Origin of the sequence: Microvirga sp. GCM10011540 (assembly GCF_042650665.1) — a bacterium.
Classification (GTDB): Bacteria; Pseudomonadota; Alphaproteobacteria; order Rhizobiales; family Beijerinckiaceae; genus Microvirga; species Microvirga lenta.
On record NZ_JBHSBQ010000005.1, the window covers coordinates 141,500 to 153,731 of the forward strand.

A 12,232-nucleotide genomic window follows, 5' to 3' on the forward strand; every position below is an offset into this window, starting at 1 on the left:
GCTCTGCTCCTTCGACAGTCTCGATTCCCGCGAGGCCCCGGATGGCTTAAGAGGTCTCGTCCCGATGGAGAGAGGAAACCCATGAAGCTCGACGAATCTATGGCAGCCATCGTCACCGGCGCCGCCTCAGGCCTCGGCGAGGCGACGGCACGGATGCTTGCCTCCCACGGCGCGAGGGTCGCCATCCTGGATATGAACGCCGAGCGGGGCACCGAGGTTGCCCGCGAGATCGGCGCCGTGTTCTGCGAGGCCGACGTGACCGACGAGGCATCCATCGATGCGGCCCTGGCGCAGGCGAGGGCGGCCAACGGCACCGAGCGCATCCTCGTCAACTGCGCCGGCATCGCGCCGGGCAAGCGCACGGTGACGAAGAAGCGCGATACGGGCGAGCTGATTCCGCACGACGTCGCCTCCTTCCGGCGCGCGGTGGAGATCAACCTCGTCGGCACCTACGCGATGATCTCCAAATGCGCCGCCGCCATGGCCGGGCTCGATCCGGTGACCGAGGACGGCGGGCGCGGCGTCATCGTCAACACGGCCTCCGTGGCCGCGCAGGACGGTCAGATCGGGCAGGCGGCCTATTCGGCCTCCAAGGGCGGCGTTCTCGGCCTGACACTGCCGGTCGCCCGCGACCTGTCGGGCTTCGGCATCCGGGTCATGACGATCATGCCGGGGCTGTTCCACACTCCGCTCTTCGAGGGCATCGCCGAGGATTACCGCAAGGCGCTGGAGGCCAACGTGCCGTTCCCGTCGCGCCTCGGCCGCCCGCAGGAATACGCCACGCTCGTGCGCGCCATCATCGAGAACGACATGCTCAACGGCGAGGCGATCCGCCTCGACGGGGCGCTTCGGATGCAGCCCAAGTAAGGCTCAGGACGTCCTCTCGCCCCGGTTCTCCGGATAGGCGATCAGGTCCGCCGTGCGCAGCCAGTGCTCGCGCCGGATCGTCCAGGCCTCGTAGGTGGGCGTGAAGAGGTTCGGCTCGTCGAAAGCCCCGAGCTTGATCTCGATCTCGTCCGCCGCGTCCCGGTAGAACACCTGGGAGCCGCAGATGGGGCAGAAGCAGCGCTCGCCGCCCGGCACCGCCGACCAGGTCTTCATCTCGCCGCCGATCGTCACCCGATCGGCGGCGAAGATCGCGAAGGCGTTGAAGGCGCTGCCGCTCTCCTTGCGGCAGGTCATGCAGTGGCACAGGCCGACGCGCCTCGGTTCGCCCCGGGCCTCGAAGGTCAGCTGTCCGCAGGCGCAGCCGCCCCGGAAGGTTCGGGCTTCGTCCATCTCAGCGCTCCTTCACGAGTCCGGCCGCGAACTGGTCCATGCGCTGGGCCAGCTCCACGTCGCGGCGGGTCAGGCCCTTGGCCTCGTGGGTCGCGAGGGTGACGTCGACCTTGTTGTAGACGTTCGTCCATTCCGGATGGTGGTTCATCTGCTCGGCCACGAGGGCGATGCGGGTCATCCAGGCGAAGGCGGCGTTGAAATCGTCGAACACGAACCGCTTGCGGATCGCGTCCCGGCCTTCGACTAGGGCCCAGCCGTCGAGGGCGGGAAGGATGTCGGTGCGCTCGGCGTCGGTGAGAGGGTTCATGGGGCAATCAACCGGTTGAGGAGCGGGTCTCGTTCTAGTGATGAGGTGCGCGGGAGAGGTTTCAAGGGCCGACGGATCATCTGGCATGTGGATGGAGAGCACAGGTCGAGACCCGGGCCTCTCGTGGAGAGGGAAGAAGGTTCAGCCCGTCAGGCCACCCCGAGCCCGCGAATCAGCCCGAGGCTGATCGCGAGCAGCACCAGGAGAGACAGGGTCACGGCGAGGGTCACCCGCCCGCCGACGCGGCCCAGAACCTTGAGGTCGACGCCGAGGCCCAGGGCCGCCATGGCGACCACCGTCAGGATCGTGGCGAGCGGCATGACGGCCTGCAGCACGATGTCGGGAATCAGGCTGGCCGAGCGCAGGGCCGCCAGCCCCAGGAACCCGAGGATGAACCAGGGCACGAAGCGGTTGAGCGAGAAGCCCGGGCCCGCCGCGTCCCGGTTCCGGCCCATGGCCAGGGACAATCCGACGACCACGGGCCCGAGCATGAGCACGCGCACCAGCTTCACCAGGGTGCCGAGCTGGGTGCTGACCATGCCGACCGGCAGGGTGGCGGCGAGCACCTGCGGCACCGCGTAGACGGTCAGGCCCGCAAGAACCCCGTATTGGGTTTCCGACAGGTGGAGGAGGGGCACCAGCAGGGGCAGGGTGAGCACCACGATCACCCCCAGGATCGCCGTGAAGGCGATGGAGGAGGCCACGTCCTCGCTCTTCGCCCCGATCACCGGCGCCACCGCCGCGATGGCGGAGTTGCCGCAGATCGAGTTGCCGCAGGCCACCAGCACGGCCATGCGCTTGGGCAGGCCGAGCAGGCGGCAGAGCCCGAAGCTGGCCCCGATGGCGACGGCGACCACCGCCGCGATGCCGAGGATGAGCCCGAACCCGGCCTCCGCCACGGCCTGGAAGCTGATCGAGGCGCCGAGCAGCATCACGGCGATTTCCAGGAGCGTCTTGGCGGAAAAGCCGATGCCGGGAGTCCAGCGGGCGGACGGGGTCCAGGCGGTCCGGATCGCGGTGCCGAGCAGGATCGCGATCACGAGCGCCTCGAGCCAGGGCCGGCCGGTCCAGGCCTCTTCCAGGTGCTGGAGGCCGATGGCCGCGAGCGCGACGGCCCCGCACAGGACGATGCCGGGAGCCAGTCGGGCGAGGCCGGTGCTGATCGCTGATGCCATTGGGAAAGCCTCGTGAGAGCGCTGCCTGCTGCGCGTCCGCACCCCTCCTACAGAGTGCAGGAGCTCCAGGCGAGACCGTTCTACAGTCCCAGACCGTCCTCGATGGCGCGCCAGTCCTGCCGGATCGCGAGGGACTCGCGGTCGAGGACCAGGAAGCAGCCGCCGCCGGGATGGGAGGGGCGGCTCTCCTGGCCGATGGCGACCCGTTGCAGATGGGCGGTCAGCAGGGCGCCGACGCCGCCATGGGACACGATGACGATGTCGCCGGAGGTCCGGTCGTTCTGCGCGACCCGTTTCACGGCGCCCACGATGCGCGCCTGCGCGTCGATGGCCCGCTCCCAGCCCCGGATGCTCTCGTGCGGGTTGGCGAAGAACTGGCCCACGACTTCCCAGAATTCCGGCGGGGCGATATAGCCGGTGGCCGAGCGGTCGTTCTCGCCGAGATCCTCGTCCGTGCCGTAGGGCAGGCCGAAGCGCTCGCCCAGGATGGCGGCTCCGTCCGTCGCCTTGCGCTCGGTCGAGGCGTAGAGCGCGGTGACGTTGCGGCCCGCGAGGAGGTCCGCGAACCGCTCCATCCGCTCGCGTCCGACGGCATTGAGCGGCCATTGGGTGATGGGAACCTGCGGGTCGATGACGACTTCGGGATGGGTGAGGAAGATCAGCAATGGCATAACGCTACGCTTAGCCAGCCCTGGCCGCTCTGTCGAGGGCACCCTTTCGGGAATCCCCGCCCGTTCCGGCTTTTCCCGAAGAGCCTGCGGGCAACCCGGATGTCGCGGACGCCCCGGCAACATTGTGCCGGGCGTTAACATGGATCAATACGCGGGGCTCGCTTATGATGTATCATCGTCCCATCATCGGCAATCGAACATTGGCGCCGTTGGCTGAGAGACGCGTGCGCTCCCGCCTCGAACAGAAGGGCGCGGCGATGGCATCGACATCTCTTCCCGACATCCATTCCCATCCCATGATCCCCCATCCCATGATCCGCAAGCTCGAGAGCGTCTTCACGCTCTCGGACGACGAGAAGGGCGCGATCCTGAACCTGCCGATGCAGGTGGTGGACATCCGGCCCGATCAGGACATCGTCCGCGAGGGCGACAGCCCTTCCCGGTCGTGCCTGGTCCTCGACGGCTTCGCCTGCACCTACAAGATCACGGGAGGAGGCAGGCGCCAGATCGTCGCCTTCAACATCGTCGGCGACATTCCCGATCTGCAGAGCCTTCACCTGAGGATGCTGGACAACAGCATCGGCACGCTCAGTCCCTGCACGGTGGGGTTCATCCCGCACGACGCCCTGCGCACCCTCTGCGAGCGCCATCCCCGGATCGCGAGCGCCCTGTGGCGCAGCACGCTTGTCGATGCCGCCATCTTCCGCGAATGGATGACCAGCATCGGCCGGCGCGAGGCCTACAGCCGCATCGCCCATCTTCTGTGCGAGATGCTGGTGCGCCTGAATGCGGTCGAAAAGGCCGAGGGCCATACCTGCGACCTGCCGATCACCCAGGCCGAGTTCGGCGATGCCCTCGGCCTTTCGACGGTTCACGTCAACCGGATCTTCCAGGATCTGAGGGCCGACGGCCTCATCCGGACCAAGGGAACCCAGCTGACCGTTCCGGATTGGGACAGGCTGCAGGAGGCGGGCGAGTTCGACCGCAGCTATCTGCACCTCGAACGGCAGAATTTCCGCTTATGAGCCTGACCCTTCAGCCCGTGCGGGTCGCCACCGGCGCCGACGAGCGGCGGCTGATGGCTGTTCCGGCCCATCTCCCGGACCGGCATGACGACATCTCCGGCCGCCTCGCCCGGAAGCGCTGACGGCCTCGGGCCGGCCTTTCAGCCCAGCGGATAGGCCGCCTCGACCACGTAGGGGCCGCCGCCGACGGAATCCCGCGACGAGAACAGCACGAAGCGGCGGGCCGTGAAGGTCAGGCGCGGGAAGTGGCCGCGCGTCGAGAAATAATCCGCCACGTCGATGGGCGAGGCATCGCGCAGGCGGGCCAGGGTCACGTGCGGCGTGAACTTGCGCTTCTCCGGCGGCAGGCCGACCTTTCGCACCAGGCGCTCCTGCTCGGCCTGAAGCTCGTTGAGCTCGCCGTTGCCCGAGGCGCGGGCGAAGACCACCCGGGGCCGCTCGCCCCCGAAGGTGGCGAGGCCGTCGATGGTGACGGCGATGGGCTCGCGCCGGCGCCCGTCGCCGAGGATCGAGAACACGTCGCCGGCGGTGCGCTCGTCGATGTCGCCGATGAAGCGCAGGGTGATGTGGTAGTTTTCGGGGTCGATCCAGCGGGCGCCGGGAAGGCCGCCGCGATAGCTCGAGAGCTGAAGGCCGATATCGGCGGGGATCTCGATGCCGGTGAACAGGCGTGGCATGCGGCACCTCCTGGCCTGGCGGATGTGTCGTCGATCATGGGGGCGGACGGGCCGCCCCCGCAAGACGAAGAATCAGACGATCAACAGTCGCATTTGTTCCGGGGGCGCCGCCGTCATTCCCGGGCCGCGAAAGCGGAGCCCGACCCGAAGGGCCGCGCGAAGCCGGAAACCCAGAGCCACTGACGGTGCGGAATGAAGCGAAGCGCTCACAGTCCTTTCTTAAACCTGTCGAGTTTATGGGTTCCGGGCTCGCCCCAGAGGGGCGCCCCGGAATGACGGTGCTGAGGGCCTATTTACGGGCACGGATTGCAGTGCTGGAGATGGATGGCGTCGATGCGCTCCTCCAGCTCGGGGGTGATCGTCACGTTCACGGCCGCGATGTCGGTCTTCAGCTGCTCCATCGTGGTGGCGCCGATGATGGTCGAGGTCACGAAGGGCCGGGAATTGGCGAACGCGATGGCCATCTGGGCCGGGTCGAGGCCGAACTCGCGGGCGAGCGCCACGTATTTGCGGATGGCGGGCTCGGCCCCCGGCGTCTCGTAGCGCTGGCCGCGGTTGAACAGGGTGGAGCGCGCCCCCGCCGGTCGGGCGCCGTCGAGATACTTGCCGGTCAGATAGCCCTGCGCCAGCGGCGAATAGGCGAGCAGGCCCGCCTCCTCGCGCATGCTGACCTCGGCCAAAGCCACCTCGTAGGTGCGGTTGAGCAGGCTGTAGGCGTTCTGGATCGACTGCACCCGCGGCAGGCTCGGGTCGGCCTCGGCGCATTTCAGGAAGGTCATGGCGCCCCAGGCGCTCTCGTTGGAGAGGCCGAGATGGCGGATCTTCCCGGCCTTCACGAGGTCGCGCATGATCTCCAGGGTTTCCTGGATCGGGTGGGACTCCGCCTGCTTGTGGCGGAAGATCGTGGGGTTCGAGCCCCAGGGCATGGGCCGGTCGGGCCAGTGGATCTGGTAGAGGTCGATATAGTCGGTCTGGAGCCGCTTGAGGCTCTTGTTCACCGCCTCCTCGATCTGGGCGCGGGACAGCTCGGCCGGGGAGCCGTCGTCCCGGAACCAGGTGTTCTCGGAGCGGCCGACGACCTTGGAGGCGAGGATCACCTTGTCCCGGTTCCCGCGCGCCTTGAACCAGGAGCCGATGATCCGCTCGGTCGAGCCCTGCGTCTCCGCCTTGGGCGGAATCGAGTAGAGCTCCGCCGTGTCGAAGAAGTTGATGCCCTGGTCGAGGGCGTAGTCCATCTGCGCGTGGCCGTCGGCCTCGGTGTTCTGCTGCCCCCAGGTCATGGTGCCGAGGCAGATGAGGCTGACATTGAGATCGGTGCGGCCGAGGCGGCGATAGTCCATGCTGAAGCTCCTCGCGGCAGGGAGCCTGCCGCGTTCGGTCGTGAGGGACGCGCCGACGGGAATCAGCGCTGGGAGATGCGGGCGAGAAAGGTCTCGACGGTGGGCAGGATGCGCTCGACGATGATCTCGACGCCCTTCGCGGTGGGATGGATCCCGTCCTGAAGGTTGAGGGACCGCTCGCCGGCGACTCCATCCAGGAAGAAGGGATAGAGCACAAGGTCGTGCTTCTTCGCAATGTCCGGATAGAGGCTGTCGAACTTCTGCACGTAGTCGGGCCCCAGATTGCGCGAGGCGTACATGCCCGCGAGCATCACCGGGATGCCGCGCTCCTTCAGCCGGGTCACGATGGTGTCGATGGCCTTGCGCGGCACGCTCGGGTCGACCCCGCGCAGCATGTCGTTGGCGCCGAGCTCCACGATGACGCCGTCGGTCCCGTCGGGCACCGACCAGTCGAGCCGGTCGAGCCCGGCCGTGGCGGTGTCGCCGGACACGCCCGCATTGGCGATCTCCACATTGTAGCCCTTGGCCTTCAGGGCCCGCTCCAGCACCACCGGAAAAGCCGCCTCCTGCGGCAGCCCGTAGCCGGCCGTGAGGCTGTCGCCCAGGGCCACGAGGCGGATCGGATCCTCCTGCGCCAAGGGGGCGTGGACGGGGACGACCATGGCGGCAAGGGCCGCCGCACACGCAAAAATGATCGTCATGAATGGGCCGGATTGGCGCTTCATCGGTATGCTTCCCATATGTGTTCGGACTATGCCGAGGCTCTCGGCGAAATCTTCCAACAGATCGGGTGATCGGGCATGCAGGACAAGGCCATCGCGCTGCAGGATGTGGATTTGAGCCTCGGGCGCGGGGCCGCGCGGGTGCATATCCTCAAGGGAGTCTCCCTCGAGATCGGCCGGGGCGAGGCGGTGGGCCTCGTCGGTCCGTCCGGGTCCGGCAAGTCGACCCTCCTCATGACCATGGCGGGGCTGGAGCGCCCCGATTCCGGCCGGGTGATCGTCGACGGCACCGACCTGTCCGGGCTCGACGAGGACGCGCTGGCGCGCTTCCGCGGCCGGCGCATCGGCATCGTGTTCCAGTCCTTCCACCTCGTCCCGACCATGACGGCCCTCGAAAACGTGGCCCTGCCCCTGGAACTCGCGGGCGAGGACGACGCGTTCGAGCGGGCGGAGGCGGAGATGCAGGCGGTGGGCCTCGGCCATCGCCTCCACCATTACCCGGCCCAGCTTTCGGGCGGCGAGCAGCAGCGCGTGGCCATCGCCCGCGCCATCGTGCCCAACCCGGCGATCCTGGTGGCGGACGAGCCCACCGGAAACCTCGACGAGAACACGGGCGGCTCCATCGTCGACCTGCTCTTCGCCCTCAAGCGCGACCGGGGCGCCACCCTGGTCCTCGTGACCCACGACCTCAATCTCGCCCGTCTCTGCGACCGGACCGTGCGGCTGCGCTCGGGCCGGATCGAGGCCGACGCGGTGGCGGCGGCTTAAAGGACAAGGCGGGATCCCATGCACGGCACCATTCCGGCCCAACCGCAGCGGCGGCCGATCCCCGCGTCCAGCGGCCTTCCCCTCGTGCTGCGCCTCGCCCTGCGCGAGCTGCGCGGCGGCCTGAAGGGCTTCGGCATCTTTCTCGCCTGCATCGCGCTGGGCGTGGCGGCGATCGCGGGCGTCTCGTCCCTGTCGCGCTCGCTCACGGACGGGATCGGCCGCGAGGGACGCCGCATCCTCGGCGGCGACATGGCCTTCTCCCTGCTCCAGCGCGAGGCCAGCCAGGCCGAGCGCGCCTTCCTCGCCTCGAAGGGGGAGGTGAACACCATCGCGACCATGCGCGCCATGGCGGTGGCCGGCGAGAAGGGCTCCGCCCTCGTCGAGCTGAAGGCGGTGGATGCCGCCTATCCGCGGGTCGGAACCCTGGAGACGGACCCGCCCTTCGCGCCGGCCGACCTCTTCGCCGCCCGGGACGGCGCCTTCGGGGCGGCCGCCGATCCCGCCCTGCTGGCGCGGCTCGACCTCAAGGTCGGGGACCGCGTCACGGTGGGAGGAGCCACCGTCGAGCTGCGGGCGAGCCTCGTGTCGGAGCCCGACAAGATCGCCAGCGGCATCGGCTTCGGCCCGCGCCTCCTCGTCTCCCAGGAGGCCCTGCAGGCCACCGGGCTCGTCCAGCCCGGCAGCCTCGTGCGCTGGACCTACCGGCTGACCCTGCCGCCCGCCCTTTCCACCGAGGAGGGGCTCGCGCAGGTGGAGGCCGAGGTCGGGCAGGCCCTTCCGGAGGCGGGCTGGAACGTCCGCACCCGCCTCAATGCCGATCCGCGCTTCGCCCGCAACATCGAGCGCTTCACCCAGTTCCTGACCCTGGTCGGCCTGACCGCGCTGCTCGTGGGCGGCGTCGGCGTCGCCAATGCGGTGCGCGGCTTCGTCGACCGCAAGCGCGCCTCCATCGCGACCCTGAAGAGCCTCGGCGCGCCCGGCGGACAGGTGGTCATGCTCTACCTGACCCAGGTCATGATGATCGCGGCGGTGGGCATCGGCATCGGCCTCCTGGTCGGCGCCGCCCTGCCGTTCGTCGTCACGGGCCTCTTCGGCCATCTCCTGCCGATCCCGATCCAGCCGACCCTGGCCTGGGCCGAGCTCGGCGTCGCGCTGCTCTACGGCGTGCTCACCGCCCTGGTCTTCGCCCTCGCGCCCCTGGGGCGGGCCCACGACGTGCAGGTGTCGGGCCTCTTCCGCGACCAGATCGATCCGGAGCGGCGCTGGCCGCGCAAGCGCTATCTCGCGGCGCTCGCCGTCTCCGTGGCGGCCCTGGTGGGCCTCGCGGTGCTGGCGGCCTACGACCGGCGCATCGCCCTCATGTTCGTGGCCGCGGCCGCCGGGTCCTTCGTGCTGCTGCGCCTGGTGGCGACCGGCATCATGGCGGTGGCCCGGCGCCTGCCGCGCCCCCGGCGCACGGCGCCGCGGCTCGCCCTTTCCAACATCCACCGCCCGGGCGCCCTGACCCCGTCCCTCGTCCTGTCCCTGGGGCTCGGCATCACGCTGCTCGTGACGCTCGCGCTCATCGACAGCAACCTCACCCGTCAGCTCCAGCAGACCCTGCCGGAGCGGGCGCCGAGCTTCTTCTTCCTCGACATCCCCAACGCCCAGGCCGATGCCTTCGAGGATTTCCTCAGGACCCAGAGGGCCGATGCGGAGATCCAGCGCGTGCCGATGATGCGAGGGCGCCTCGTTTCCCTCGGCGGCGTTCCGGTGAGCGAGGTCAAGGCGCAGGAGGACGTGTCCTGGGTGCTCGAAGGCGACCGCGGCATCACCTACGCCAAGGCGCCGCCGGAAGGCACCGAGGTCGTGGAGGGCGAGTGGTGGCCCGAGGATTACCGGGGCAAGCCGCTCGTCTCCTTCGACCGCAAGATCGCCGAGGGGCTGGGGCTGAAGATCGGCGACGAAATCGTCGTCAACGTGCTGGGGCGCAACATCGCCGCCACCATCGCCAATCTGCGCCACGTGGAATGGCGCTCCATGGGCATCAACTTCGTCATGGTGTTCTCGCCCAACGCCTTCGCGGGCGCGCCGCACACCCATCTGGCCACCGTCACCTATCCCGACGGTTCGGACGCGGCCACCGACGCGCGCATCCTGCGCAGCGCCGCCCAGGCCTATCCCATGGTCACGAGCGTGCGGGTGAAGGACGCGCTGGAGGCGGTCAACGACGTGGTGTCCCAGCTCGTCATGGCGATTCGCGGCGCGAGCTCCATCGCGCTCGTCGCGAGCCTCCTGGTGCTCGCCGGCGCGCTCGCGGCCGGCCACCGGGCGCGGCTCTACGATGCGGTGGTGCTCAAGACCCTGGGCGCCACCCGGGCCCGCCTGCTCTCGGCCTATGCCCTCGAATACGGGCTCCTTGGGCTGGCGACGGCGGTTTTCGGCCTTCTGGCCGGCACTCTTGCGGCTTACTTCATCATCACGCGGGTGATGAATCTGGGCTTTTCCCTAAATTTGTCCGGCGCCGTCCTGGCCTCGGGCCTTGCGGTTCTGGTGGCGGTGGGGCTGGGGCTGCTGGGGACCTGGCGAATCCTGAGTCAAAAACCGGCTTTATACTTGAGAAACCTTTAACCGGTTTGCCCGTCAGCCTGGCTATACGACAGGGCTGCGGGCTTTTTGTTGGTTAAGTTGGCGAGGAGCAGCAACTCTGCTGCTTTCACGAAGGCTTGAAGCTTGACCTTCCCCCTTGCGGAAGCGGGCCCGACCTCTCATATTCTGGTCGTCGCCGGGAATGCGGCGACCGGGGGCTGACTTCCCAGCCTTTCCGAGGGAACATCGACGGGACACCGTGAGAAAGGACTCCGATGCAACCGTATGAGCAAAACCAATACGCCACTGGCACCGGCTTTGCCCGGACGGCAGCACAGGTCGATCAGGGCCTGCGCGCCTTCATGCTCGGCGTCTACAACAACATGATCCTGGGCTTGGCCATCTCGGCTCTGGTGGCTCTTGGCGTGAACATGCTCGCCACGACGAGCGATCCGTCTCAGGCGGTCGCCCGGATCGGCAGCATCGGCCTGACCCAGTTCGGCGTGACTCTCTACACCACGCCGCTGATGTGGATTGTGGCGCTGGCGCCTCTGGCCTTCATCTTCTTCTTCTCGTTCCGGATGGACCGGATGAGCGCCGCGTCGGCGCGCGGCACCTTCTTCGCTTTTGCTGCGGTGATGGGCGCCTCGCTCTCGACGATTCTCATCCGCTACACCGGCGCGAGCGTCGTCCAGGTGTTCTTCATCACGGCGGCGGCCTTCGGCTCGCTGTCCCTGTGGGGCTACACCACCAACCGCAGCCTGTCGGGCATGGGCTCGTTCCTGATCATGGGCCTCGTCGGCCTGATCCTGGCTTCGATCGTCAACATCTTCCTCGTGTCGAGCGCGCTGCAGTTCGGCATCTCAGTGATCGGCGTTCTGATCTTCGCGGGCCTCACCGCCTACGACACGCAGAAGCTGAAGGAGATGTACCTTTACGGCAACTTCGACTCCGAAGCGGCCGCCAAGGTCTCCGTGTTCGGCGCCCTGACGCTGTACCTGGACTTCATCAACATGTTCCAGTTCCTGCTCGCCCTCGTGGGCAACCGCAACGAGTAAGAACGGCGAACCTGACGGTTCCAAGGAGCCCCGGCCGAAAGGCCGGGGCTTTTTCATGCCCGTTGCGCGCCTTGAAGCGCGGCAGTAGGAGAGGGGCATGAGCCTTCTCGTCCGCCCCTCCCGCGATTCCGACCTGCCCCGCATCGCCGCGATCTACGCCCATGCGGTGAGGCACGGCACGGCCTCGTTCGAGCTCGACCCGCCGGACGAGGCGGAGATGGCCCGGCGCCGGGCCGCGCTGCTCGACGGCGGCTTTCCCTATCTCGTCGCCGAGCGGGACGGCGCCGTTCTCGGCTATGCCTATGCGGGGCCCTACCGGGTGCGTCCGGCCTACCGCTCCACGGTGGAGGACTCGATCTACATCGATCCCGCGGCGCAGGGGCAGGGCGTCGGGCGCAGGCTCCTCGAAGCGCTGATCGGCGAATGCGAGGCGCGGGATTTCCGCCTCATGGTGGCGGTGATCGGAGACGAGGAATCCCACGGCTCCATCGGGCTGCATGCGAGCCTCGGCTTCGCGCCGGTCGGCGTCTTCAAGGGCATCGGCTACAAGCATGGACGCTGGCTCTCCAGCGTTCTCATGCAGCGCCCCCTCGGCCCCGGCACCGCGCAGCCGCCCACGCGCCCTGTCGCCTGAGGCGCTCCC

Annotated in this window: 14 protein-coding genes; 7 read left to right on the forward strand and 7 right to left on the reverse strand. The window is 68.5% G+C overall.

Going from position 1 to position 12,232, the window contains the following annotated elements:
* Window positions 1-81 precede the first annotated feature (81 nt).
* The gene (locus tag ACFOYU_RS01330) at window positions 82-867 is read left to right on the forward strand and encodes an SDR family NAD(P)-dependent oxidoreductase (RefSeq protein ID WP_377032153.1); all 786 of its coding nucleotides are present in this window, start codon (window positions 82-84) and stop codon (window positions 865-867) included.
* A 3-nt stretch (window positions 868-870) separates the two neighbouring features.
* On the opposite strand, the gene ACFOYU_RS01335 is transcribed toward ACFOYU_RS01330, so the two are convergent.
* From ACFOYU_RS01335 to ACFOYU_RS01350, 4 genes are all read right to left on the reverse strand, one after another.
* Window positions 871-1,278: a GFA family protein gene (locus ACFOYU_RS01335; RefSeq protein ID WP_377032154.1), complete on the reverse strand. Its 408-nt coding sequence runs from the start codon at window positions 1,276-1,278 to the stop codon at window positions 871-873.
* Window position 1,279: 1 nt separating this feature from the next.
* Window positions 1,280-1,585: a 4a-hydroxytetrahydrobiopterin dehydratase gene (locus tag ACFOYU_RS01340; protein WP_377032155.1), complete on the reverse strand. Its 306-nt coding sequence runs from the start codon at window positions 1,583-1,585 to the stop codon at window positions 1,280-1,282.
* 149 nt (window positions 1,586-1,734) lie between these two features.
* Window positions 1,735-2,760, reverse strand: a complete 1,026-nt coding sequence (locus ACFOYU_RS01345) for a YeiH family protein (protein WP_377032156.1) — start codon at window positions 2,758-2,760, stop codon at window positions 1,735-1,737.
* Window positions 2,761-2,840: 80 nt separating this feature from the next.
* A complete protein-coding gene (locus ACFOYU_RS01350; protein WP_377032157.1) occupies window positions 2,841-3,431 on the reverse strand; it encodes a histidine phosphatase family protein in 591 nt (196 codons plus the stop codon).
* Between the two features lie 257 nt (window positions 3,432-3,688).
* Between ACFOYU_RS01350 and ACFOYU_RS01355 the strand changes: the two genes are divergently transcribed.
* Both ACFOYU_RS01355 and ACFOYU_RS01360 read left to right on the forward strand, forming a co-directional pair.
* Window positions 3,689-4,456 (forward strand): Crp/Fnr family transcriptional regulator, encoded by a 768-nt coding sequence (locus ACFOYU_RS01355; protein WP_377032158.1) that lies wholly within the window; start codon window positions 3,689-3,691, stop codon window positions 4,454-4,456.
* Complete coding sequence (locus ACFOYU_RS01360; RefSeq protein ID WP_377032159.1) at window positions 4,453-4,578, forward strand: hypothetical protein; 126 nt, start codon at window positions 4,453-4,455, stop codon at window positions 4,576-4,578. The genes ACFOYU_RS01355 and ACFOYU_RS01360 overlap by 4 nt, the downstream gene beginning before the upstream one ends.
* An 18-nt stretch (window positions 4,579-4,596) precedes the next feature.
* On the opposite strand, the gene thpR is transcribed toward ACFOYU_RS01360, so the two are convergent.
* The 3 genes from thpR to ACFOYU_RS01375 all read right to left on the reverse strand — a co-directional run bounded on the left by thpR (window position 4,597) and on the right by ACFOYU_RS01375 (window position 7,198).
* Window positions 4,597-5,133 (reverse strand): RNA 2',3'-cyclic phosphodiesterase, encoded by a 537-nt coding sequence (thpR, locus tag ACFOYU_RS01365; RefSeq protein ID WP_226738021.1) that lies wholly within the window; start codon window positions 5,131-5,133, stop codon window positions 4,597-4,599.
* 293 nt (window positions 5,134-5,426) lie between these two features.
* Window positions 5,427-6,473, reverse strand: coding sequence for an aldo/keto reductase (locus tag ACFOYU_RS01370; protein WP_226738019.1), 1,047 nt, complete (start codon window positions 6,471-6,473; stop codon window positions 5,427-5,429).
* A gap of 62 nt (window positions 6,474-6,535) precedes the next feature.
* Window positions 6,536-7,198: an arylesterase gene (locus ACFOYU_RS01375; RefSeq protein ID WP_377032160.1), complete on the reverse strand. Its 663-nt coding sequence runs from the start codon at window positions 7,196-7,198 to the stop codon at window positions 6,536-6,538.
* A 75-nt stretch (window positions 7,199-7,273) separates the two neighbouring features.
* Here ACFOYU_RS01375 and ACFOYU_RS01380 point away from each other — a divergent pair, with 75 nt between their 5' ends.
* The 4 genes from ACFOYU_RS01380 (at window position 7,274) to ACFOYU_RS01395 (ending at window position 12,223) form a co-directional block, all read left to right on the forward strand.
* Window positions 7,274-7,963 (forward strand): ABC transporter ATP-binding protein, encoded by a 690-nt coding sequence (locus ACFOYU_RS01380; protein ID WP_226738015.1) that lies wholly within the window; start codon window positions 7,274-7,276, stop codon window positions 7,961-7,963.
* Between the two features lie 18 nt (window positions 7,964-7,981).
* Complete coding sequence (locus tag ACFOYU_RS01385; protein WP_377032161.1) at window positions 7,982-10,573, forward strand: ABC transporter permease; 2,592 nt, start codon at window positions 7,982-7,984, stop codon at window positions 10,571-10,573.
* Between the two features lie 233 nt (window positions 10,574-10,806).
* Window positions 10,807-11,589, forward strand: coding sequence for a Bax inhibitor-1/YccA family protein (locus ACFOYU_RS01390; protein ID WP_226738012.1), 783 nt, complete (start codon window positions 10,807-10,809; stop codon window positions 11,587-11,589).
* Window positions 11,590-11,686: 97 nt separating this feature from the next.
* Window positions 11,687-12,223, forward strand: coding sequence for a GNAT family N-acetyltransferase (locus ACFOYU_RS01395; protein ID WP_226738010.1), 537 nt, complete (start codon window positions 11,687-11,689; stop codon window positions 12,221-12,223).
* The last annotated feature ends 9 nt before the right edge of the window (window positions 12,224-12,232 follow it).